Origin of the sequence: Chryseobacterium sp. MHB01, from assembly GCF_034651565.1 — a bacterium.
In the GTDB taxonomy this organism is placed as follows: Bacteria; Bacteroidota; Bacteroidia; order Flavobacteriales; family Weeksellaceae; genus Chryseobacterium; species Chryseobacterium nepalense.
The window spans coordinates 142,504-166,054 of sequence record NZ_JAYEDA010000001.1; the positions used below are offsets into that span (position 1 = coordinate 142,504).

The window sequence follows — 23,551 nt, forward strand, 5'->3', positions numbered from 1 at the left end:
ATTAAATATTAACATCATGGAAGGTAAAAAAACAAAAAAACCGTTCTTTGCTTCATTCTTAGAAAAGCAAATTCAGGACCCTGAAACAGTAAAAGGGGGTTCAGGAACAATTACATCTGCATTGCAGGATAGTACAACCGGAGCACTGAAAGACAGTGTTACATCAGTAACTGTTGATAACGTTACAAAACCGGGAGGCGATCATGTTACCCTGAAATATCCGTCAGACGGTGACGAAGATGCAACCGCACTTTAAGACTAAACAACCATTAAATTAAAACTCTAAATTAATTATTATGAAAAACAAAAATTCAAAAAAGAAGCCTTTCTTTGCATCATTCCTTGAAAAACAACTTCAGGATCCTGAAAAAATCAAAGGAGGAAATGAAATTACGGATATCAGGTTAGATAGTGTTACTACATCGAAACTTGCTGACACTGTAACAAAACCAACACTGGATTTATTGCAGACCATGAAATATCCATCAGACGGTGACGATGATGTTCCGACTGTATAAATGGAATTGTTGATATATAACACATTAACAAAATCATATCAAAAGGAAACTTACACTCTAAGTTTCCTTTTTTAATAAAAAACAGGCAAATGATTCTTTGCATTACACATTCACGGGATTTTTACAATATTGATCTCTTTTTTGAATACCTTACCTCGAAAAATATTCCGTATTTCAGGCTGAATTCTGATAAGCTTAACCATGCTCAGAAAATCAGCATCAGCCAGAATTCTTTTGAACTCACCGATGAATCAGGAAACAGATTAAAATCTGAAGACGTAAAAAGCGTCTGGCACAGGAAATCATGGAGAATTGATACTCCCGAAGAGCTGGATGAAGAATATAAAAAGATCTTTATTCAGGAATATTCCACCCTGCGTTACAATCTTTTCACAGCATTGGAACGTGTTCCGTGGATTAATCCTCTGGATATTGAAAACAAAATAGACGGCAATAAAATGCTACAGCTGAATATTGCTGAAAAGAACGGCCTGATTGTCCCTGAAACCCTTTTTTCAAACGATGCCGAAGCCATTACTGCATTTTTTTATACTTATTGCAGCGGAAAAATGGTGGCCAAGCTTCACGGAGTCATTTCAAAATCAATGGGCGGAGAAAATTTTCTTTCAACCCATATTATTGATGAAGATTCTCTTGAAAATATTGCAGATATCGAATACTGCCCGATGATCTTTCAACCTTACATTGAAAAAGAATATGAGCTGAGGATTGTTTATCTTGACGGAGAATTCTTCACCGGTAAAATCAATAACAGCGAAAATACCGATTGGAGGATTGCAAAAGGAAACTACTTCTGGTCAGATTATGCTCTTCCCGAAAATATAAAGTCAGGTCTCACAGGAATGATGAAAGAAATGGGACTTTACCTCGGCGCCATAGACATGATCCGCGGAAAAGACGGAAAATATTATTTTCTAGAGGTCAATCCGCAGGGAGAGTGGGGAATGCTGCAGAAAGATCTCAATTTTCCTATTGCACAGAGAATTGCCGATAATCTTATAAAAAGAATGAAAACCAATGAATAAAATTTTAATAATTACCCATACCGGAGATAATTTTTCAATTGAAAAAGTAACCGAATATATCGATAAAAACGAATGCGAAGTAATTCGCTTTAATGTAGATGAATATCCATTAACCAACAAATTGTCTTCCATATTCCAGGATGGAAAATGGACAACCATTCTTGAAACCTCTGATAAAAAATACCGTCTGGACGATATTTCAGCAGTTTGGTACAGGCGTGCTTATAACATGGGACGGGGCCTGAGAGAGGAAATCGATGAGAAGTTCTACGGAGCGGCAATGGGAGAGATAAGAAATACCCTGTTCGGGTTTTTAGAATCTGTTGATGTTTATTCGCTGGGAAAACCAAGTGTTTACAGAAGGCTCGACAGTAAAGAAGAACAGCTTAAAATTGCAGATAAAATTGGACTTAAAATTCCCGAGACCTGCGTTACCAATAATCCCGAAGAAGCAAAACAGTTTATCATAAAGCATCAGAATGTGGTGGCAAAAATGCAGACTGGTTTTGCCATCTATGAAGATGGCGTGGAAAGTGTGGTGTTTACCAATGTTGTTAATGAAGACAAGCTGGAGGAGTTGGATACACTTTTATATTGTCCGATGCAGTTTCAGAAAAAAATCGAGAAGAAAAAAGAACTCCGGGTAACGGTTGTCGGAAGAGATATTTTTGCTTTTGAAATAGATTCCCAGCAGTCGGATGCCGCAAAAATCGACTGGAGAAAAGACGGGGTCAATCTTATCGATAAATGGATTCCTACGGAGCTGCCTTCTGATATTGAAGCAAAACTGCTGGAGCTTCTGGACGTATATCATGTAGACTATGGCGCCATTGACATTATTGTTTCTCCGGAAGACGAATACTATTTTATCGAAATCAATGCGGCAGGAGAGTTTTTCTGGTTGGATAACCTCACGGAAGGAAACCTGATCTCAAAAAGCATTGCCGATATTTTGTGCGATAAAGCCCCAAGAAGAAGCAATGAAGTTTTGGCATAGCATAACAACGAAATGATTTTTTTTAATTTTTAATGAAGAGCGGGCACTGCCCGTTTTTTTTATTGACGCTTCAGATAATCTTTTGGTGCACATTTCAATTTATTGTAATTTGTTATTAATTAAAAATTGAATTCTCCTTTAAAAATCGCAAATTTGCAAATACGGAGAATGTGAGCATAAATTAGTCAACCAAGTAAAAATAACGGATGGTTTTTGTAACGGGTGCTACCGGAATTCTCGGCAGGGTAATCGTTTTGGAGCTTCTTAAAAAAGGAAGAAACGTTCGGGCTGCGAAGAGAGCGACAAGCAATTTAGACGAAGTAAAGCATTCCTATTCATTTTATACGGAAAATCCCGACGATTTTTTCAATAAGATAGAATGGGTAAATGTCGATTTTGATGATATTCAGTCGATTCAGGATGCGCTGAAAGGTGTGGATGAAGTCTATCACTGTGCAGCCAAAGTCGGTTTTAATCCGGATGATGCAAAAGAAATGTATCATACCAATGTAAAAGGAACCCAAAACCTTTTATATGCCTGCGAAAATTCGGAGGTAAAGAAATTTCTGCACGTAAGTTCCGTCGCTGTTCTCGATATTGACAATGAAAACGGTGAGCTTGACGAAGATTCTGATTTTAATCCCAAAGACGACCATTCCGCCTACGCCATTTCAAAACATCTTGCCGAAATGGAGGTCTGGAGAGCATCTGCGGAAGGACTCAATGTTGTAATCGTAAATCCGGGAATGATCATCGGAAGCGGAAATTGGGGCAAGAGTAGCGGTGATATATTTCCTACCATGGAAAAAAACAGCTTTACTTTTTCCGGGGGAACCAGCTATGCGGATGTAAGGGATGTTGCTGAAATATCAGTTCAGCTCATGGAAAAGAGTATTTTCGGAGAACGGTTTATCATTATTTCTGAAAATAAAAGATATGCAGAACTGGCAAGACAGATCAGAAAAGAACTGGGTCTGAAAGAGGCAAAAGTACTTTCAAAATTCCAGCTTACTATGGGAATTGTGGCGAATATGCTTTTCGGATGGCTCATTCCGCAACTCAAAATGGTGACGAAATCGAATGTTGAAGCAATTTCCCAAATGAAAACCATATCTCATAAAAAAGTAAAGGAAAGGCTGAATTATACTTTTATACCGTTGGAAGAGACCATAGACTTTCACCTTAAAAATTATATTAACGATAAAAAGGCAAAACAATGAATCTTGCGGAGGCAATCATTCAAAAAAATATAGAAAAGCATCCTTTAAAATCCGCCATCGGGTTTAAAAAAAAGAAAGAAGGATGGAAGGAGCTGAGCTGGAAGAAATTCTCGGAAATTATTTTTAAAACAGCCAATGCTCTGAAAGAAGCGGGAATAAAAGAAAACGATAAAGTTTCCATCTATTCAGATAACTCTTCAGAATGGATGATTTTTGATCTGGCGGCGATGTCTCTGGGTGCAGTTACCGTGCCTATTTACTCAACCAATAATGCAGAGCAGGCAGAATATATCATTAAAGATTCCGGGGCAAAAATCATTTTGGTAGGAGACCAGGCACAGTATGATGCCTGCCTTGAAATTGTGCAAAAAAACGAATGCAGCCTCGAAACGATCATTGTTTCCAAAAAAGCAGTCTGGATCAAAAAAGAATTCAGCAGCTTCTACCTGGAGGATTTTATTGCAAAATCAGCCGCAGAAGCAGAATTCTGTCCAAAGGAAAATGACGATGTAGCAACCCTGATTTATACTTCAGGAACTACCGGTACGCCAAAAGGGGTAATGCTTACCCACGGGAATTTCATCAAAGCTTTTGATGCTCATTTTGAGTTTTTTAAATTTAAAAATTTCGAAGAGGAACTTTCGCTTGCATTTTTACCACTAAGCCACGTTTTCGAACGCAGCTGGAGTCTTCTTTGTCTGTATGGAGGCGCAAGAGTATACTTTCTTGAAGATCCTAAAAATATTGCGAATACGCTTGAAGAGGTGAAGCCTTCTATGATGTGCGCTGTTCCGAGGTTTTTCCAGAAAATTTACGCAGGCGTGCTGGAAAAGGCAGAAGAAGGGTCGTCACTAAAGAAAAAAATCTTCGACTGGGCTGTAAAAACAGGGTGGGAGACTGCCGAATTAAAACGAAATGAAAAACACATTTCTTTAGGTCTACAAATAAAACAAAACATAGCTGAAGCTCTGGTCTTCAGCAAAATTAAAAACAGACTGGGAGGAAGACTCTGGTTTCTGCCTTGTGGTGGAGCTTCCTTATCTCCGGAGGTTACCCGTTTTTTTGAGTCGGTAGGAATTCATGTTACCGTAGGGTACGGGCTCACGGAAACTACGGCTACTCTTACGCTTTTCCCTTTCACTCATTTTGAACACGGAACAAGCGGAAAACCGCTTCCCGGAGTAGAAATCCGTATCGGAGATCAGGATGAAATCCAGGCAAGAGGAAACGGAATTATGAAAGGCTATTACAACAACCCGGAAGATACCCAAAAAGTGTTCACTGAAGACGGATGGTTCAAGACCGGTGATGCTGGAAAGATCGATGAAAAAGGAAATCTTATCATCACCGACCGTCTGAAGGATCTTATGAAAACATCAAACGGCAAATATATTGCTCCGCAGCAGATCGAAAACTTGCTCACCAATAATAATTTCATCCAGCAGATTGTAATGATCGCGGAGGGAAGACAGTTTGCTTCTGCACTTATTGTTCCTAATTTTGAGTTCCTGAAAGAGTACCTTGCCAAAAATAATATTCCTTTTACCAATTGGGAAGAAGTGGTGAAAAATAAAGAGGTAAACGATTTTTATAAAAATAAAATTAAAGAACTTCAGGAGCATTTGTCCGACTTTGAAAAAGTGAAAAAGTTTACTCTAATGCCCGCAGAATTTGAAATCAACACCGGAGAAATCACGCCTACGCTGAAAGTGAAGAGAAATGTGGTTCTTAAAAAATATGCGGAGATTATTGATCAGATGTACTAAAATAGATGGATTACTAAGCTGATTGACAAAAAAAGAATTATGACAACACAGGAATTTTTAGGAAAAAAAGAATTTGCAATACAAGATCAGACGGTTTCAGAAAGCTGTCCGTCAAACATAGCACTGATTAAATATTGGGGCAAATATGATAATCAGATTCCTGCAAATCCGAGTATCAGCTATACATTGAATCATTGTAAAACCAATACCAGTCTGGAATTTATAGCGAATGAAGCATTTTCCGTTCAGACTTTTTTAGCGGGTAATGAAGAACCGAAATTTGCAGCAAAAATTGAAAAATATTTCAGTAATATAGAACAATATCTTCCTTGGATTTTAAAGGGGAAATACATTATCAGAACAGAAAATACATTTCCGCACAGCTCAGGAATTGCAAGTTCGGCTTCCGGTTTTGGTGCGGTTGCAAAATGCCTGATGCATCTGGATGGAATTTTCTCTGGAAAAGCTTCGGAAGAAGAATCATTAAAAAAAGCGTCTTTTCTGGCAAGGCTGGGAAGCGGAAGTGCATGCAGAAGTTTGTATAGCGGATTGGTGGTTTGGGGAGAATGCCAGGTGAAAGAAAGTTCTGACCTTTTTGCGGTTCAATATCCCAACGACGAAGTTCATGAGATTTTTAAAGATTTTAATGATTGGGTCTTACTGATTCATGAAGGTGAGAAAAGTGTTTCTTCAACGGTAGGACACGGCCTGATGAATACCAATCCGTATGCCGACAGAAGATTTCAGGAAGCGAGGGAAAACTTCGGTCCGATGAAGGAAATTCTTGCCAGTGGGGATCTGAATCAATTCATCAAACTCGTGGAACATGAAGCATTAACGCTCCACGCGATGATGATGATGAGCGATCCTGCATTTATCCTCATGAAAACAGGAACGCTGGAAGTCATCAATAAAATATGGGATTTCCGGAAAGAAACCGGGTTGCCTTTATTCTTTACCCTTGACGCCGGCGCCAATGTTCACCTTCTATTTCCGAATAACGGTTCCGAAGAAACAATAAAATTATTCATTGAAACGGAATTGCTGCAGCATACGCAGAAGAACGGAGTGGTAAAAGACATAATGAAATTTTAAATTAATTAGATAATATTTGAACGGACTTTTTGAAGTTCGTTTTTTTATTTATAAACTTTTTTAAATAAACGTTAAAGAAGAAAATATTGACGTTGATAAGCCAATAAGAAGCGTCATATCTTTAAATATCAAAGATATTTCCTACTTGATTTTAAAACCTTAGAAAATCTTAATGTTGAATAATTTTGCGATTTAAATTAAAGTAAACTTTTTAACAGGTACAAAGTATTCAAAAATCAATTGTAAAATCACTCTTACAGATTGAAATGCTGAAATTTGTCTTCCGAAATCTGAAATCTAATTTGTACTTTTGCAAAATGTTTAAAAACGCCATTTTTATTTTTATCGCACTGATATTGGTGTCCTGTTCCAAAGATCCTGTTCCGAAACCTTACGGTGAACTTCGTCTGGAATATCCTGCGCCGAAATATCAGAAGTTTGAAAACAACTGTGCCTATACTTTTGAATATTCCCATTTCGCAACAATTACAGATGCCAAAAGACCTTGCTGGTATTATCTGAATTATCCGAAAATGAAAGCGAAAATTTTCGTGACCTATTATCCGATCAAGAATGATTTTGCCGCCCACATCCAGGAAGCTGAAAAAATGGTGTATGAGCATACGATAAAAGCAAGTGCCATTGATACCAAATCATTCGAATATCCTGATAAAAAAGTGTACGGAAATTTCTATGAGCTTAAGGGACAAAGTGCTTCAAACCTTCAGTTTTACATTACAGACAGTACAAAACATTTTGTAACGGCCTATTTATATTTCAACACAAGACCAAAGCCGGATTCTCTGGCACCGGCGGTAGATTATATCAAAAACGATATGAAGCATCTTCTGGACACATTTGAATGGAAAAATTAATACTCTTTAAATATACTTTGAAAAAAATATGAAACTTTTAGTTGTAGGAAGTGTTGCATTCGATGCAATCGAAACACCATTTGGTAAAACAGACAAAATTTTGGGAGGTGCGGCAACCTATATCGGAATTACTTCATCCGTACTTGGAGTAAAATCAGGAATTGTTTCAGTGGTGGGAGGAGATTTTCCGCAGGAACATCTGGATATGTTCACCAACAGAAACGTAAATATAGAAGGAATTGAAATCGTGAAAGATGGCAAAACATTTTTCTGGTCCGGAAAATATCACAATGACCTTAATACCAGAGATACACTGGCAACAGAAGTGAATGTTCTGGAGAATTTTGATCCTAAAATTCCGGATTCTATGCAGGATGCGGAGATTTTATTATTGGGAAATCTTCATCCGGGGGTACAGCTTTCCGTATTGGAAAAAATGCACAAACGTCCGAAACTGGTAATCCTTGATACCATGAATTTCTGGATGGATACCGCATGGGATATTCTAATGGAAATGATTGCTAAAACGGATGTTATTACTATTAATGACGAAGAAGCAAGACAACTTTCAGGCGAATATTCTCTCGTAAAAGCAGCTAAAAAAATCCACGAAATGGGACCGGAATACGTCATCATTAAAAAAGGAGAACATGGCGCTTTACTTTTCCATGATAATAAAGTATTCGCTATTCCGGCACTACCGTTGGAAGAAGTTTTTGACCCTACCGGAGCGGGAGATACTTTCGCAGGAGGCTTTGCGGCTTATCTGGCTAAAAAAGAAAAAACTGATTTTGAAACTATGAAATCTGCACTTATCGTAGGTTCTGCAATGGCATCTTTCACCGTTGAAAAATTCGGGACGGAAAGAATTGAAGAAGTAAATGAAGCGGATATGTTCGAAAGATTAAGACAGTTTAAAGAATTGACAACTTTTGATATAGAACTACAATAAATACGTCTTTTTTAAGAAATATTTATAATAAAAAATTTAGTGTAATTCATTAAGAATTCTAAATTTGCAACTTGTTTAAAATAGTAAAATGATAAATAAACTTAAGATCACTTTTCTTTTTGGAATTTTCATCATCTTGTTTGGTGCAAATTCGCTGAATGCTCAGCTGAAACAAGGAGATTTAGTGGATGGTATTGCTGCTGTAATCGGTGATGAAATTGTTCTGGAGTCTGACGTAAATGAGCAGATGAACTATGCAAAACAGCAGGGAACTACCAATATTGATAAGTGTGAATTTTTGGAAAACCTTCTCAATAATAAGCTTCTGGTATATGAAGCAAGAAAAGATACACTGATCGAAAACCGTTCTGCAGCAATTAAAGAACAGGCTAACGGAAAATATCAACAGTTGCTGTCACAGTTTCCTGATGAAAAAACAATGCTTGCGGCTTATAAATTCAGAAACGGCTATGAAATGAAAAATGCCATCGAGAAAATCGATACGGATCAATATTATGCACAGGCAAAATACCAGAGAATTACAGAAAAAGCAGACGTTACTCCAAATGAGGTAACCGACTTCTACAACATGTACAAAACCCAGCTTCCGGAAATAAAAGATGAGGTTTCTTTATCACAGATTATGATGTATCCTAAACTTACTGAAGCTCATAAGGAGGATCTCATCAACAGACTGAAAAAGATTAAAAAGGATATTGAAGGAGGAGAAAGCTTTGAAAGCCAGGCAAGAATCTATTCAGAAGACCCGGGATCTGCTTCAAATGGAGGACTTATGAAAAATATTTCTAAAGGGCAGATGGTAAAACCTTTTGAAGCAGCTGCACTGAATCTTCAGGAAGGCGAAATTTCAGATCCGATAGAATCAGAATTCGGTTATCATATCATACAGCTGGTGAGAAAAGCAGGTAAGATCTATGATGCAAGACATATTCTTTTAATGGCAACTCCTACGGATGAAGAAATTAAAACAGCGAAAGTGAAATTAGACAGCATCAGAGGATTGATTTCCAGCGGTAAAATTACCTTCAAAGATGCTGCTTTCAGATTCTCAGACGATAAAAGAACAAAGTTCAATGCCGGAGTAATCCCTGGATCAGATGGTTCCAGCAAAATAGAAAGAGAATCTGTTCCGGGAACCATCAGTTACGAGCTGGCTGGTCTTAATAAAGGAGATATTACCAATGCATTCGATGATAAAGACGAAAGAGACAGAAAAGTTGTAAAGATCATCAAGATTGAAGATGTAATTCCTTCACACCAGATCACCCTGGAAACGGATTATGACAGAATCAAACAAATGGCTCTTAACAAGAGAAGAAGTGAAATGGTGGAAAAGTTTGTTAATTCAAAACTTCCAACAACATTTATTTCCATAGACGGACGTTATAACGACTGCGCCTTCAAAGGAAACTGGAAGAAAGACGCCATCAAAAAATAAAAAAAAACCTTCAGAATTTTCTGAAGGTTTTTTTTATTCGAAATTCCCGATAAATCCTGGTTTTTATTATTTTTACAGCATGAGCAATTTTATAGATTTCAATTCGGCTAAAAAGCTTCATGAAATGCAGCAGGGTCAAAATAGAATCACCCAACTTTTTAATATTCAGTATCCGATCATTCAGGGCGGGATGATCTGGCATTCGGGATGGAGACTTGCTTCGGCAGTATCTAATTGCGGCGGTTTGGGCCTTATTGGGGCAGGAAGCATGTATCCCGATGTATTACGTGAAAATATCAGAAAATGTAAACAGGCAACAGATAAACCTTTCGGGGTGAATGTTCCGATGCTTTATCCAAATATTGATGAGGTAATACAGATTATACTGGAAGAAGGGATAAAGATTGTTTTTACATCAGCCGGAAATCCTAAAACATATACTGAAACGTTACAGAAAGAAGGGTTGAAAGTAGCTCACGTAGTTTCATCCACCAAATTTGCCATCAAATGCGAAGAAGCCGGAGTAGACGCGATAGTGGCAGAAGGCTTTGAAGCCGGAGGTCATAACGGAAGGGACGAAACCACCACTTTCTGCCTGATTCCAAACGTGAAAAAACATATTTCAAAACCTTTGATCGCGGCCGGAGGTATTGCTTTAGGTTCACAGATGAAAGCAGCAATGATTCTGGGAGCAGACGCAGTACAGATCGGCTCCCGTTTTGCCGCAACTGCTGAAGCAAGTGCCCACGATAACTGGAAGAAAAAAATAACTGAGCTTCAGGAAGGAGATACACATCTTACGCTGAAGGAACTGGCTCCTGTAAGAATGGTTAAAAATAAGTTTTTCAACGAACTGGAAGATATTTATATTGCCGGAAGAAATAAAGATCTGCTGATCGCATCCCTGGGGCGTGCAAGAGCAAAAAAAGGAATGTTTGAAGGAGATATGGAGGAAGGCGAACTGGAAATCGGGCAAGTTTCCGCTTTAATTGATGAAGTACTTCCCGTAGATAAAGTATTCAATAATTTATTGGAAGAATTTAGGAACACAGGCAACCCGGTTTTGTAATAGTTTAAATTAATGGAGAAAAGGATTATTGATGTAAACGGTAAAAAATTGTATGCAGAATATAATAATTCATATGAAAATAAACCCACCATTGTTTTTTTGCATGATTCTTTAGGATCAGTGGAGCTTTGGAGGGATTTTCCTGAGAAACTGGCGGCTGAAACGGAATGCAGTATTTTAATATATGATCGTCTTGGATATGGTCAATCTTTCCCGATGCCAACTTATGAAAGGGAAAATAATTACATGGAAACCGAAGCAGATGTCCTGAATGATCTGCTGAAGGTATTAAACATAAGTGAAGCCATTCTTTTCGGTCACAGTGATGGAGGGACTATCGCACTTATAACAGCCGCAAAGTACCCGGAAAAGATAACAGCGGTCATTTGTGAAGCGGGGCATATCTTTGTGGAAGATGTAACGGTAAAAGGTGTTGCTAATGCCTTACATGCTTATAAGACAACCAATCTTTCGGATCGTCTTCGGAAATACCATGGTAATCATGTAGAAATAATGGTTAAAGCCTGGACAGAAATCTGGCTGAGTGACAGATTCCAAGACTGGAATATAGAATATTTACTTAAAGATATATATGCTCCTTTGTTTTTTATTCAGGGTGAAAATGATGAATATGGAACATTAGAGCAGGTGCAGAAAACACTTTCCGGAGTGAGCGGAACTTCTGAGAAACTGATTATTCCGGGTGTTGGCCATACTCCGCACAAAGAAGTTCCTGAGATGGTTTTGAAAAAATCGGCGGAGTTTATAAGTTCAATTATTTAACTCAATTAATATTTTAGCAACATTGCATTCCCCTTCTTTGGAAGGGTGGATCAATTTTCTCAGAAAAGTGAGACGTAGTAGTAAACAAAAGCAAAACTAAAGTCCGTCAATTTCAGACAAAATGTTTTTTCTGGCTTGCCGTTCATATTTCGCTTTAAAATACTCTGTTTTAAAAATACTTTCCGATTCCAGGAAATGCCGCAGCACTTTTTTTCTTCCCGGATTATAAAGAAAATCGGGATAAACAGAATATTCCTTTCTTATTTTTTGAGTATAGTCTTTATAATTTTCAGGCTCTTGCCCAAGAACCGAAAGGTCAGCATCCACTAGATAATCCGTATCATTATCGCCCGATTTCTGATGAAACTTGGTAGCCATAATCTGTTGTGAAATTTTTTCAATAAATCCTGGTTCTGCACCAATTTGCTGGAGGTGCTTTTCTGAAAACCGCGCACTTTTTTCTTCATTTGATTTTGAAGAAGCATCATAAATTACATCATGGTAAAAAACAGAAAATGAGATGATATGATAATTTTCAATGTCATCTTTCACTTTGTCCAATTCAGAGAACATATTTTGCAGATGGTTAAAATTGTGATAATGTCTGCCTTTTTCGGTATATCTTTTTTCAATTTCAGTCCAAAAACCTTCAATAAGATGAAGATCCTGGGTGTATAAAAGACTGTTTTGCAGAAATCTTTCTCTTAGCTGCATTGTAAAACATTTTAAATAAAAAAAGGAACTTTAAAAAGTTCCCTGATTTGCATCGATAGCCTGCTTCAGCTCTGCCCAGCCTCCGCCGTTATAGCCTTCCTTCAGGCCTTGTGTGTTAAGATATTCTAAAGCCTTTCCGCTTCTGTTTCCGCTTCTGCAGAAAATAATTACCGGCTTCTCTATAGACAGGATTTCTTCTTGTCTGTCTTCCACTTCCCCCAAAGGAATATTTTTAGCGCCTTCAATACTTCCGTCCATTTCAAGCTCCATGGGCTCACGAACGTCGATTAATGCATAATTTCCTGATTTTAAAACTTCTGATAGAGACATATATTAATATTTTAGAATTATTTGTTGAAAACGAACTATTGAAAACAGATACAGCAATTCAATCTTCAAATCTTAAACAAATTTATAAAATAATCTTAGTTTTGCAAGGTAAAATTATGAATTCAAACGCTGAAAAATATTCACAGTTGATAAAAGCCAGGGCAAAAAGTTTTGGCTTCCAGAGTTGTGGTATTTCTAAAGCTGATTTTCTGGAAGAAGATGCAAAGCCTCTTGAAGAATGGCTGAAGAGCAATTTTCATGGCGAAATGAAGTACATGGAAAATCATTTCGATAAAAGACTGGATCCGAGGCTATTGGTAGAAGGCTCAAAATCGGTAATTTCTCTTTCTTATAACTACTTTCCCGAAGAGAAAATTCAGACATTGGACAATTTTAAAATCTCAAAATATGCATATGCCGAAGATTATCATGAAGTCATCAAAGATATTCTCAGAGAAATGGTTTCCGGGCTGCAAGAGGAGATCGGGGAATTTGCTTTTCGGGTATTTGTAGATTCGGCGCCGGTTCTGGAAAGAAGCTGGGCCAGAAAGTCAGGAATAGGCTGGGTTGGAAAAAATGCCAACCTGATCACGAAACAGAGCGGTTCATTTTATTTCCTTGCAGAAATTATTTGCGATCTGGAATTAATTCCGGACCATCCCACTACAGATCATTGCGGAACCTGCAGGAAATGTATTGATGCATGTCCTACAAATGCCATCGTTTCCGATAAGCTGATTGATGGGAGCAAATGTATTTCTTACGCAACAATTGAGCTGAAAAATGAAATTCCCGATTATTTTAAAGATAAAATGGATGATTGGATGTTTGGTTGTGATGTATGCCAGGATGTTTGCCCCTGGAACCGATTTTCAGCGCCTACGAAGCAGAAAAAATTTGCCCCGAATGATGCATTGAAAAATTTTAAAAAAGGTGAATGGAAAGAACTTACGCAGGAGCTTTTTTCGGAAATCTTCAGGAAATCTCCCGTTAAGAGAACAAAGTTTGCCGGATTAAAACGGAATATTGAATTTCTGGAAAAGAATAATAAACCTGGAGATTTTTAGAGAGACAATTTCCTGTCTGGAATTTTTTAATTTCCAAAGTAAAATGGATAAATGGCCATTCTTTAAATTCAAAATTTAAAGAGGCGGGATTTACAGACAAATAAGAAAATTTCCGTAAAAAAAATTGACTTCCGGAGATTATTTATCCCAACGAAAATCAACGTTTTTTTTGTACTCTTTTTGGAGCTAGTTTTACTCTTATTTTAAATCTTTTGTTGGATTTAGCGTTTTTCTGCATATTTGTGAAGATTTTGTACTTAAATTTAGAGAAAAATTTATTTATATCCAATACTTTTGTGAAAATTATTATTAAATTTTATTAACTATATTTATTAGCTTGACTGTGAAAAAAATGTTGTTTATCATTCTTAAAACATTAGGAATTATCGTGGGCATTGTTGCTCTTTATGTCGCGCTCGGATATTTCCTGCCATTTATCGAAATTTCGGCTAAGGATGACGGAGAGAAAAAAGAAATTCCCATTTATATTTATACGAACGGTGTACATACAGATATTGTAATGCTCGTAAAAAATGATCTTCACGACTGGAGTGGGGAAATCCCTTTCACCAACACAAAATCAAAAAAATCAGATTTTAAATATGTAGGTATTGGCTGGGGTGATAAAGGTTTTTACCTGGATACACCTACCTGGGCCGACCTTAAGTTTTCCACCGCTTTTAAAGCTGCTTTCTGGCTCAGCGAATCTGCCATGCACTGTACCTATTACCGCGAAATGAAAGAAGGCGACGATTGTAAAATGATTATGATCAGCAAAAATCAGTACAGACAGCTGGTGAAATTTGTTGATGATAAATTTGATAAAGATTCAAATGGAAATAATATCCTTATTCCTACCAATGCAGTGTACGGAAATAACGATGCATTCTATGATGCCAAAGGGAGATACAGCTTTCTGGATACCTGTAATACCTGGGCAAATAATGCACTGAAAGCTGCCGGGCAAAAAGCTGCATTATGGACGCCTACTGATTACGGAATATTTCTGCATTATAAAAAATGAGAAAGCTCATTTATCTTAACATTATATTTTTGTATGCATTCCTTTCCTGTCAGAAAGAACAACAGCAAAACAATTCCGGAACTTTTCTAACGCAAAATAATACCGTTGCGGATAAATCTGATCTCAAAGAGATGAGGCATAAAGCCCGTCAAGCACTACAATTCTGTAAAAAGAAGAAACTGAATACTGATTTCTGTATTTTGATTGATATGAGCATTCATTCCGGGCTAAAGCGGTTTTTCATCTGGGATTTTAAAAAAGATTCTGTTTCTGCAGCATATCTTGTAGGACATGGGTGTGGAAATAATCGCTGGAGCAGTGATGAGTCAAAGGATAAGCCGCAATTCAGTAATGAAGATGGAAGTCATCTTTCTTCTTTAGGTAAATACAAACTTGAGGGAAGAGGGTACAGTAACTGGGGAATTAATGTGAAATATTTGATGCACGGTCTGGAAAATACCAACAACAATGCTCTGAAAAGAGTCATTGTATTTCATTCCTGGGAACTGATGAGTGATAAAGAAACTTTTCCTACAGGTTCTCCCGAAGGATGGGGCTGTCCTACCATATCAAATAATGCCATGAAAAAAATCGATCCGATTTTGCAGCAATCAGAAACTCCTGTTCTGATGTGGATCTATAATTGATAGCTGATTAACTTTTTATTAACCGAAGACACAAAGATTATTATTATAATATTAAAAGTTAGTATTAAGAGTTATCTGTCTCTATTGCTTATTCCTTTACAGATACTTAATTTTACTGGATTTAAAAAAAATATATTAAATTTGTAATATTAGTAATTTATTTTACTTTTTTATTGCAAATTTTAATGTTGTGGTACTTTAATTGTATTTGATTGAGAAAAAGATGAAACATACATTATTCCGCGAGCAGCAGCTGCATTGTGATCTGAAAACAGCTTGGGAGTTTTTTTCTTCACCCGGAAATCTTTCCAAAATTACTCCTGAAGATATGAACTTCATTGTCCGTACAAAGTTTGAGACAAATGAAATATATGAAGGAATGATCATTGATTATTTCGTTTCGCCACTTTTTGGAATTAAAATGAAATGGAAAACAGAAATTACGCAGGTAAATTTCAGGAAAAGTTTTACCGATTTTCAGAAAAAAGGACCTTACAAACTTTGGAATCATCATCATGAATTTATCGAAAATGAGCAGGGTGTTTTAATGAAAGACAGGGTTGATTATGAGCTTCCGTTTGGTTTTCTCGGAGAAATTGCGCATAAACTTTTTGTTAAAAATAAGCTTGAACATATTTTTGATTACCGCTTTAAAGTTCTGGAGAAATATTTCAATCAATAACTGATCTATGTCTGAAAAAAAGAATAAAATAAACGTCTTCTGGTTCCGGAGAGATCTCAGGCTGCAGGATAACTGCGGTCTTTATTATGCTTTACAACAGAAAGAAAAAGTGCTCCCTGTTTTTATTTTCGACAAGGAAATTCTTGATAGGCTTGAAAAAAAGTCGGATAAGAGAGTGGATTATTTTCATCAGGCTCTGAAAGAGATTCATGGTGAACTTAAAAAACACAACAGCGGAATCACAGTATTTTATGAAAAACCTCTGGATGCTTTCAAAAAATTAATCAAAAACTATGATGTTGATACGGTTTTCTGCAATACGGATTATGAGCCTCAGGCTATCAGTCGCGATCAGGAAATCGAATATTTTCTGAAAGATCATCAGATCAATTTTAAAAGCTATAAGGATCAGGTCATTTTCGAAAAAGATGAGGTCATGAAAAATGATGGGACACCATATACGGTTTACACGCCTTATTCAAAAAAATGGAAAGAACTTTTGAAGAAACATAAAATCGAAAATTTCACAATTAATTTTTCTAATTTTCTGTCGTACAAACCTTCCCAATTTCCTGAGCTTAAGGATATCGGTTTCCAGAAGACAGATTTGAAAATGACGGATCCTGCATTAAAAAAATCAATCATTGATGATTATGATAAATACAGGGATTTTCCCGGAATGAATCATACGACACATCTTGGTGTAGCCCTCCGTTTCGGAACAATTTCCGTACGCAAATGTGTTCGGTTCGCATTAGAACATAATGAGACCTGGCTGAATGAGCTGATCTGGAGAGAGTTTTTTATGCAGATTCTTTATCACTTCCCGAAAGTCGTTCACCAACCTTTCAAACAGAAATATGAAAATATACAATGGCGAAACAATGAAAAAGAATTTCATCTCTGGTGCACGGGAAAAACAGGATATCCTATTGTAGATGCAGGAATGCGTCAATTGAATGAAACAGGATTCATGCACAACAGGGTAAGAATGGTGGTTGCAAGTTTCCTTACCAAACACCTGTTGATCGACTGGAGGTGGGGAGAAGCATATTTTGCAGAAAAACTTTTGGATTATGAGCTCTCCTCCAACAATGGAAACTGGCAGTGGGCAGCAGGCTGTGGTTGCGATGCGGCACCTTATTTCAGGGTTTTTAATCCTTCGGAACAGACTAAAAAATTCGACAAAGATCAAAAATATATCAGGACGTGGCTTAATGAAAATGAAATTAATGCTGAAGAAATGGTAGAACATACTTTTGCCAGGAAAAGAGCACTTGAAGTTTATGGAAAAGCAGTGAAAAGCTGATCAGGTTGCCGTAATTGCAACTTTACGAACGAAGCCCCAGTTTCTTTAAAGCATTGGCGTTTAAAAATATTTCATCAAAAGAGGTTAATGATTCTACATCGCTGAAGTTCTGAAAGGTTTTATCGTTTTTATTAAATGAAAGCTCAATCATAGGATTGTAAATCGCGGTGATCCGCACTACGGAATATCCGTTGTAAGCAATGGAGAATCCTTCAAACAAGCATTTTTGTTCTGCATTGCGGTATATTTTATATTCCTCGAAAACAGGGCTGTCTGTTTTGCCTGCTTTTTTGTTATGCTTAAGAGATTTCCAGGAAGAATAATTTTTAGGCTCTTTCAGAATGTTTCCTTTGTTGTCTACCGGCACAAACATACCGAGTGTCAAAGTTTTTTTCAGGAAGTTAGCATAATTATTCATCAGTTTTAAGGTCTGCAGATCTGCATAACCTTCATGGGAGTAATATTCTATAACGAAATCCGTCATAGGAATTAGTTTATGGGAGGAGCTGACTGGTTTATTTACTGGTTCTTGAGACAAAATTAAAATATTAAGGTTGAAGAAACGAAGATAAATAAATTGCTAAAAACAGGAAAACTATTTTATCAATCATTAATGAAAATACATAAAAAAACCTCCCACATTGTGGAAGGTTTATGACATATATAAAATAAGATTAAATCAATTCAATAATGTCTTTTCAGGTGATATATTCAGAATGAGAAAATAGATAAATTGGATATTAACTAGATTTGGCTAACTGAGAAAGCTCCGTGAATATCTTTTGTCTCAACTGTCAATACCTTGACATTCGGCATTACGCCAATTTTACGTTCACTGCGTTTAAGCCTTTTTGGCCTTGCTGAACTTCAAAAACTACTCTGTCATTTTCTTGGATAGATCTTGAGATTAATCCGGAAGAATGTACGAAAACGTCTTTGCTGCCGTCTGCTGGAGTGATAAATCCGAAGCCTTTTGCTTCATTGAAAAATTTTACTGTGCCTTCTTGCATTGTAAATGGTATTAAATTATTGTTAAGCCAAAGCCTTGTGCCGTGACCTTATTAAAAACAAATGGCTGAAAAAGTAAACTGAAAGAAAATATTATCTATGCTCTACAGAATAGCAAAGGCAGAAACCTGTTTTGTTCTGCAAATATACAAAAAATTTCCATAGTATTGCTAATTAAATTGTTGATTATCAAAAATATTTGTACATTATACAATTGAATAGGGTAGATCACTAAAATTTGTAAACCAATGCATTGATATTCATTCCTGCTCCTACGGATGCAAAAAGAATAATATCATCCTTTTGTATGGTATGTGATTCCAGTTCATCTTTAAGGATCATGGTAAGAAGGGAAGGAATTGTCGCTACACTGCTGTTTCCTAGTTTGCTGATTACCATTGGCATAATTCCCGAAGGAACATTCATGCCGTAAAGCTGATAAAATCTCTCCACAATCGCTTCGTCCATTTTTTCATTAGCCTGATGAATGATGATTTTGCTCAGGTCATTGATCGTATATCCGCTGTCATCCAGGCATTTCTGCATGGCTGTGGGAACGTTGGAGAGTGCAAATTCGTAAATTTTCCTTCCATCCATTTTAATATATTTGGTATCCGGACAGCTTTCATTGTTATAAGATTTTCCGAAGTACAGGAAATCTTTTTCATTCAAGGTATAAGAAGCTGAAAGATGCGATTTAATTCCCGAATCATCCGCTTCGTTGGCTTCCAGAATAACAGCTCCGGCTCCGTCTGCATAGATCATACTGTCCCTGTCATGAATGTCTACTACCCTAGAAAGCGTTTCAGCACCTATTACAAGACATCTTTTAGCTATTCCGGAGCGAATAAAAGCATGCGCCTGGATTACTCCTTCAATCCATCCCGGGCAGCCAAAAAGGACATCATAAGCTACGCAGAAATTATTTTTGATTCGTAAAGTGTGCTTTACCCTTGAAGCAAGGCTCGGAACGGTATCAGACTGAATAGTGCCGAAGCGTACATCTCCAAAATTGTGGGCAAAAATAATATAATCCAGAGTCTCCGGATCAATTCCGGAATCTTCAATCGCAGACTGTGCGGCAATAAGACCAAGATCTGAAGCAACCTGCGTACTGCCGGCATATCTTCTTTCTTCGATACCTGTTATTTTCTGTAATTTTTTTGTAATAGATTCATTACTGTCTTTCAGTAAGTTTCCTTCCTCATTCAGGAATACATGTTCGCCGAAAAATAAGTTACTGATGGTTTCTGAGGGGATGTAGTTTCCTACACCTATGATTTTGCTTGTCATATCCAAAAAGATTCTAATCCTTAATACATAAATAGCTGAATTATTATTCAGCCAGTGTCCATAAAACTTCAGAATGGTGAAGCCTTTAGTATACCTGCGAAAATTATTCGCCTGAATAACAAAAATCCTGATTACAAATCTTATGATATATTTGTGGAATCCTGATCATTAAAATAATAGAAATGCAAAAAAGACAATAATAAATTATAAAATTGCATGTTTTCTATATATCACCGATAAAGGTAGCTCATTAAAAATAAATACTGCTATAAATGTCTTTAATTTTGCTAAAATTTAACATTCATAGAATAATAATTGAGTAAAATTATCTGATTAAATCAGGTTGGAATAAAATTAAAAATCTTTTATTTAATTAAATTGGAAATTTTAGCAATATTGATCATAGAGTCTTACTGCCTAAATATTATTTATAATTCTTTTTCCAGAATTTCTACAATTCTGTCAATCACGTCCTGTTTTTTCGATTTTTTATGATAGGGAGGCTTAGGTTCAGAAACAATACTCTGCTGATTTTTATTAAAAAGAGCATAGAGATCCAGATCGGGATGTTCTTCGATATACCAAACAAGAAAATTAAGAGGCATTGCATTTTTTCCCGAAAAATAGAGCTGAATAGATTGAGGGGTTACACCATATGCGTTTGCAATTTCCTTCATGGTTTCGCCTTTGCTCTTGCTATACTCACGGATCTTTTCGTAAATTTTCATATTAAGTGTTTCTTATCAGATTGAAAACAATAAATCATTGTTTAAATTCAATAATTTGTTGTTTTTAATATATAATTGTATATTTGTTCTTCAAATGTCTTATCAGACAGACACAAAATTACAAAAAAAGGTTAAACAAAATTTATCGTTTCTATGAACACATTGATGAAACCCTCTCATCAGGATAAAACCGGCAAAAAGCTCGATTTTATCGAACAATGGCTGCCGCCACGCTATACCACTTCAGTGAACATCATTCTTAAAAAGGAACCGAAAGACCCGGCATACATCCGAAAAGTGAGAAAGAAAAAGCTCAGCGATGAAAAGGTTATTGATGCACTCTACAAAGTATCCCTCATCAATAAATTTCAGAAAGAGAATAATCAACCGAAGTTTAACAGTCAAAAATTATAAATTCATCCGGAATAATCATAAACAAACACAATAATCATGGAAAAAAATGAAACCGTAATCACGGAATGCTTCAAATGCGGAACGCAATACAAAAACCATTTCAATGCATCACCCTGCTGCAAATCGCTTGTAATAAAAGTTGACGAAAGCGGAAACCGAACAACCATTACCTTTCTCAGTACATTTTCAATGCCCTGTTCTCATTCCGAAAAAAAGGAAATATCATGAATGCCGAAAACGCTGAATCCCGCATGTTCAAACGATCTGCGGGATTTTAATCTTTCCGGAAATCTGATATAAGAATAGCCGTCCAAACGTGACTTTAAAAAAATATTAAAATGTTAATTTAAAGTAATTCTAAACGAAACATTTTATAAATTTGAATGGTGAAAAAGTTGATTTCCATATTGTTCCTCTCGTTATATTTGGTTTCTACAACCGAATTGTATCAGCTTTTGAAAATCCCGAATCTCATAGAGCATTACTGTGAGCATAAAAAGCTCAATCCGGAAATGCCGCTCATCGCTTTCCTTAAAACCCATTACAACCATCCTGTTAATGACGGAGATGACGGAAAAGATCAGAAACTTCCCTTTATCATCCATTCCGCACCCTTGGCTTTGGTTTTTACCGTAATGAATCCGGGATTTAGCTTTGAATCCAAAAATTCACATGTACAACAGATAACATCCAATAAAATCTCGTCAAAGGATGAGGACTTTCGTTTTAAAGGATTTGCAGGCTCCATCTGGGAACCTCCGCGCTTTTCCCTGGTAATTTAAAATTGATTTAAAACAAATCAAATTATTATATCGTTAAATTATAAATCATTATAAAATATACATAATGAAAACACTATTGTCAGCCATTGTAATGGTTGTATTCTCCATTGGTTTTCACGCACAGAACAGGCTGGAAACCGCAAAAAAAACGGCAGCAGAAAATAAAGAACTTATTTTACTTAACTTTTCGGGCTCAGACTGGTGCATTCCATGTATCAAACTGCATAAAAATATCATTGAAACCGAAGACTTTAAAAAGCTGCAAGCGGATAACGTTATTCTTTACATTAATGCAGACTTTCCGAGAAACAAAAAAAATCAGCTTTCTGCGGACCTGAAGAAGGAAAATGCAGCACTTGCCGATCAATATAATCCAAAAGGGCTTTTTCCGTATACGCTGCTATTGAACCAGGAAGGAAAGGTACTGAAAACCTGGGAAGGACTTCCTTCTGAAAATGCTTTGGCTTTCAGTAACGAAATCCGCTCAGTCAAAGAAAACCAAAAATAATTAACACGTATGCTAAGAGAATTCAAAAGACCTCAGAAACTCATGGGGAACGCTTTTGAAATTACCGTTGTGGGAAATGATGATAAAAAAGCACAGGAGCATATTGATGCAGCCATTGAAGAAATACGCAGGATCGAAAAACTTCTCACCACTTTCAGTGAAGAAAGCCAGACTAACCTTATCAACAAAAATGCAGGAATACAACCTGTACAGGTTGACCTGGAAATTTTTGATCTGATTGAAAGAAGTATGCGTATCAGTGCCATTACAGACGGATATTTTGATATTTCTTATGGTGGAATTGATAAAAGCTTCTGGAATTTTGACCGCACAATGAATGCACTTCCGGATCCTGAACTTATTAAAGATCATCTGAAGCTCGTGAATTACCGGAATATTATTCTTGATCGAAGTAACCAGACGGTCTTTCTAAAAGAAAAAGGAATGCGCATCGGTTTCGGGGGAATCGGGAAAGGATATGCTGCCGAAATGGCAAAGAGGCTTTTACAAAAAAGAGGGGCAACCTCAGGAATCGTCAATGCTTCCGGGGATCTTACTGCATGGGGAAATCAGGCAGACGGAAAACCCTGGACGATAGGAATTGCAGATCCAGACAATGCCGGACAGCCGTTTTCCTACATGAATATTACCGATATGGCCATAGCAACGTCCGGGAATTACGAAAAATTCGTTATCATCAACGGAAGAAGATACTCGCATACGATCAATCCCAAAACAGGGATGCCTGTTTCAGGAGTAAAAAGTGTAACCGTTTTTTGTCCTAATGCAGAAATTGCAGATGCCATGGCGACGCCCGTAAGTATTATGGGAATTGATGCCGCTCTCAATATGGTCAACCAGATCAATCATCTGGAATGCATCATCATTGACGATCAGGACAAATTTTATTCATCTCAAAACATTAATTTAAAATGAAACCATTATCATTCTGAACAGACGGGGTGAAACAAAAAATTCTCTTCTAATTCAGAATAACTTTCTAAAAACAATTCAGAACAAATGAAAAATTTCATAAAAATAATAGCGGCAATTTGCCTATTGATCACCGTAGCCTCAGTGCAATCCTGTACTACCGTCAAGGAGTACGAAAAAAATAAGCTCAATGATTCTGAAATGATTCTTGGAAACAGGCCGATCGAAAAGACCGAGCTTAGCTTCCAGTCTTACAGAGAAGGCTCTTCCGGAGCCAATGCAGGGAAAGTTGGAGGCGGCTGCGGGTGTAATTAAAAAGAGTACATATAAAA

29 protein-coding genes are annotated in these 23,551 nt (G+C 36.8%); 23 read left to right on the forward strand and 6 right to left on the reverse strand.

Features of this window, described 5'->3' with window-relative positions; genetic code table 11:
• The first annotated feature begins 16 nt into the window (after positions 1-16).
• From U9K52_RS00715 to U9K52_RS00770, 12 genes are all read left to right on the forward strand, one after another.
• The gene (locus U9K52_RS00715) at positions 17-256 is read left to right on the forward strand and encodes a microviridin/marinostatin family tricyclic proteinase inhibitor (protein WP_263601233.1); all 240 of its coding nucleotides are present in this window, start codon (positions 17-19) and stop codon (positions 254-256) included.
• 40 nt (positions 257-296) lie between these two features.
• The gene (locus U9K52_RS00720; RefSeq protein ID WP_263601232.1) at positions 297-518 is read left to right on the forward strand and encodes a microviridin/marinostatin family tricyclic proteinase inhibitor; all 222 of its coding nucleotides are present in this window, start codon (positions 297-299) and stop codon (positions 516-518) included.
• 89 nt (positions 519-607) lie between these two features.
• Positions 608-1,564, forward strand: coding sequence for an MvdC/MvdD family ATP grasp protein (locus tag U9K52_RS00725; RefSeq protein ID WP_322924482.1), 957 nt, complete (start codon positions 608-610; stop codon positions 1,562-1,564).
• Complete coding sequence (locus U9K52_RS00730; protein WP_248391736.1) at positions 1,557-2,561, forward strand: MvdD family ATP-grasp ribosomal peptide maturase; 1,005 nt, start codon at positions 1,557-1,559, stop codon at positions 2,559-2,561. Before U9K52_RS00725 ends, U9K52_RS00730 begins: the two co-directional genes overlap by 8 nt.
• Positions 2,562-2,767: 206 nt before the next feature.
• Positions 2,768-3,781: an NAD-dependent epimerase/dehydratase family protein gene (locus U9K52_RS00735; RefSeq protein ID WP_322924484.1), complete on the forward strand. Its 1,014-nt coding sequence runs from the start codon at positions 2,768-2,770 to the stop codon at positions 3,779-3,781.
• Positions 3,778-5,547: a long-chain fatty acid--CoA ligase gene (locus U9K52_RS00740; RefSeq protein WP_322924486.1), complete on the forward strand. Its 1,770-nt coding sequence runs from the start codon at positions 3,778-3,780 to the stop codon at positions 5,545-5,547. The genes U9K52_RS00735 and U9K52_RS00740 overlap by 4 nt, the downstream gene beginning before the upstream one ends.
• 39 nt (positions 5,548-5,586) lie before the next feature.
• On the forward strand, positions 5,587-6,642 hold the full coding sequence (locus U9K52_RS00745) for a hypothetical protein (RefSeq protein WP_322924487.1): 1,056 nt from the start codon (positions 5,587-5,589) through the stop codon (positions 6,640-6,642).
• Between the two features lie 317 nt (positions 6,643-6,959).
• Positions 6,960-7,517: a gliding motility lipoprotein GldD gene (gene gldD / locus U9K52_RS00750; RefSeq protein ID WP_263601226.1), complete on the forward strand. Its 558-nt coding sequence runs from the start codon at positions 6,960-6,962 to the stop codon at positions 7,515-7,517.
• Between the two features lie 28 nt (positions 7,518-7,545).
• A complete protein-coding gene (locus U9K52_RS00755; RefSeq protein ID WP_248391741.1) occupies positions 7,546-8,469 on the forward strand; it encodes a PfkB family carbohydrate kinase in 924 nt (307 codons plus the stop codon).
• An 88-nt stretch (positions 8,470-8,557) separates the two neighbouring features.
• Complete coding sequence (locus tag U9K52_RS00760; RefSeq protein ID WP_263601225.1) at positions 8,558-9,928, forward strand: peptidylprolyl isomerase; 1,371 nt, start codon at positions 8,558-8,560, stop codon at positions 9,926-9,928.
• A gap of 79 nt (positions 9,929-10,007) precedes the next feature.
• Positions 10,008-10,997, forward strand: coding sequence for a nitronate monooxygenase (locus U9K52_RS00765; protein ID WP_322924492.1), 990 nt, complete (start codon positions 10,008-10,010; stop codon positions 10,995-10,997).
• A 12-nt stretch (positions 10,998-11,009) separates the two neighbouring features.
• The gene (locus tag U9K52_RS00770; RefSeq protein WP_322924494.1) at positions 11,010-11,780 is read left to right on the forward strand and encodes an alpha/beta hydrolase; all 771 of its coding nucleotides are present in this window, start codon (positions 11,010-11,012) and stop codon (positions 11,778-11,780) included.
• A gap of 96 nt (positions 11,781-11,876) precedes the next feature.
• On the opposite strand, the gene U9K52_RS00775 is transcribed toward U9K52_RS00770, so the two are convergent.
• Complete coding sequence (locus U9K52_RS00775; RefSeq protein WP_322924497.1) at positions 11,877-12,494, reverse strand: hypothetical protein; 618 nt, start codon at positions 12,492-12,494, stop codon at positions 11,877-11,879.
• A 30-nt stretch (positions 12,495-12,524) separates the two neighbouring features.
• Positions 12,525-12,824, reverse strand: coding sequence for a rhodanese-like domain-containing protein (locus U9K52_RS00780; protein WP_248391756.1), 300 nt, complete (start codon positions 12,822-12,824; stop codon positions 12,525-12,527).
• 116 nt (positions 12,825-12,940) lie between these two features.
• Here U9K52_RS00780 and queG point away from each other — a divergent pair, with 116 nt between their 5' ends.
• The 5 genes from queG (at position 12,941) to U9K52_RS00805 (ending at position 17,553) form a co-directional block, all read left to right on the forward strand.
• Positions 12,941-13,891: a tRNA epoxyqueuosine(34) reductase QueG gene (gene queG / locus U9K52_RS00785; RefSeq protein ID WP_322924500.1), complete on the forward strand. Its 951-nt coding sequence runs from the start codon at positions 12,941-12,943 to the stop codon at positions 13,889-13,891.
• 343 nt (positions 13,892-14,234) lie between these two features.
• Entirely contained in the window at positions 14,235-14,915 is a 681-nt protein-coding gene (locus U9K52_RS00790; protein WP_323673768.1) for a TIGR02117 family protein, read from the forward strand.
• Positions 14,912-15,562: a murein L,D-transpeptidase catalytic domain-containing protein gene (locus U9K52_RS00795; protein ID WP_322924505.1), complete on the forward strand. Its 651-nt coding sequence runs from the start codon at positions 14,912-14,914 to the stop codon at positions 15,560-15,562. Before U9K52_RS00790 ends, U9K52_RS00795 begins: the two co-directional genes overlap by 4 nt.
• A 223-nt stretch (positions 15,563-15,785) precedes the next feature.
• Positions 15,786-16,244: an SRPBCC family protein gene (locus U9K52_RS00800; RefSeq protein WP_263601217.1), complete on the forward strand. Its 459-nt coding sequence runs from the start codon at positions 15,786-15,788 to the stop codon at positions 16,242-16,244.
• 7 nt (positions 16,245-16,251) lie between these two features.
• On the forward strand, positions 16,252-17,553 hold the full coding sequence (locus tag U9K52_RS00805; RefSeq protein WP_322924508.1) for a deoxyribodipyrimidine photo-lyase: 1,302 nt from the start codon (positions 16,252-16,254) through the stop codon (positions 17,551-17,553).
• 22 nt (positions 17,554-17,575) lie between these two features.
• Here the strand turns inward: U9K52_RS00805 and U9K52_RS00810 are convergent, their stop codons facing one another.
• The 4 genes from U9K52_RS00810 to U9K52_RS00825 all read right to left on the reverse strand — a co-directional run bounded on the left by U9K52_RS00810 (position 17,576) and on the right by U9K52_RS00825 (position 20,582).
• Positions 17,576-18,037 (reverse strand): hypothetical protein, encoded by a 462-nt coding sequence (locus tag U9K52_RS00810; protein WP_322924510.1) that lies wholly within the window; start codon positions 18,035-18,037, stop codon positions 17,576-17,578.
• A 331-nt stretch (positions 18,038-18,368) separates the two neighbouring features.
• The gene (locus tag U9K52_RS00815) at positions 18,369-18,563 is read right to left on the reverse strand and encodes a cold-shock protein (RefSeq protein ID WP_066440788.1); all 195 of its coding nucleotides are present in this window, start codon (positions 18,561-18,563) and stop codon (positions 18,369-18,371) included.
• 229 nt (positions 18,564-18,792) lie between these two features.
• Positions 18,793-19,854 (reverse strand): 3-oxoacyl-ACP synthase III family protein, encoded by a 1,062-nt coding sequence (locus U9K52_RS00820; protein WP_263601213.1) that lies wholly within the window; start codon positions 19,852-19,854, stop codon positions 18,793-18,795.
• A 428-nt stretch (positions 19,855-20,282) separates the two neighbouring features.
• Complete coding sequence (locus U9K52_RS00825; protein WP_248391772.1) at positions 20,283-20,582, reverse strand: helix-turn-helix transcriptional regulator; 300 nt, start codon at positions 20,580-20,582, stop codon at positions 20,283-20,285.
• A gap of 153 nt (positions 20,583-20,735) precedes the next feature.
• On the opposite strand from U9K52_RS00825, the gene U9K52_RS00830 reads away from it, so the two are divergent.
• From U9K52_RS00830 to U9K52_RS00855, 6 genes are all read left to right on the forward strand, one after another.
• The gene (locus tag U9K52_RS00830) at positions 20,736-20,996 is read left to right on the forward strand and encodes a hypothetical protein (RefSeq protein WP_248391774.1); all 261 of its coding nucleotides are present in this window, start codon (positions 20,736-20,738) and stop codon (positions 20,994-20,996) included.
• 36 nt (positions 20,997-21,032) lie between these two features.
• Complete coding sequence (locus U9K52_RS00835; protein WP_322924519.1) at positions 21,033-21,224, forward strand: hypothetical protein; 192 nt, start codon at positions 21,033-21,035, stop codon at positions 21,222-21,224.
• Positions 21,225-21,379: 155 nt separating this feature from the next.
• On the forward strand, positions 21,380-21,778 hold the full coding sequence (locus U9K52_RS00840) for a hypothetical protein (RefSeq protein WP_248391778.1): 399 nt from the start codon (positions 21,380-21,382) through the stop codon (positions 21,776-21,778).
• Positions 21,779-21,842: 64 nt separating this feature from the next.
• Positions 21,843-22,286, forward strand: a complete 444-nt coding sequence (locus U9K52_RS00845; protein ID WP_322924521.1) for a thioredoxin family protein — start codon at positions 21,843-21,845, stop codon at positions 22,284-22,286.
• Positions 22,287-22,295: 9 nt separating this feature from the next.
• Entirely contained in the window at positions 22,296-23,222 is a 927-nt protein-coding gene (locus tag U9K52_RS00850; protein WP_322924523.1) for an FAD:protein FMN transferase, read from the forward strand.
• An 84-nt stretch (positions 23,223-23,306) separates the two neighbouring features.
• Entirely contained in the window at positions 23,307-23,534 is a 228-nt protein-coding gene (locus U9K52_RS00855; RefSeq protein WP_248391784.1) for a DUF4266 domain-containing protein, read from the forward strand.
• The last annotated feature ends 17 nt before the right edge of the window (positions 23,535-23,551 follow it).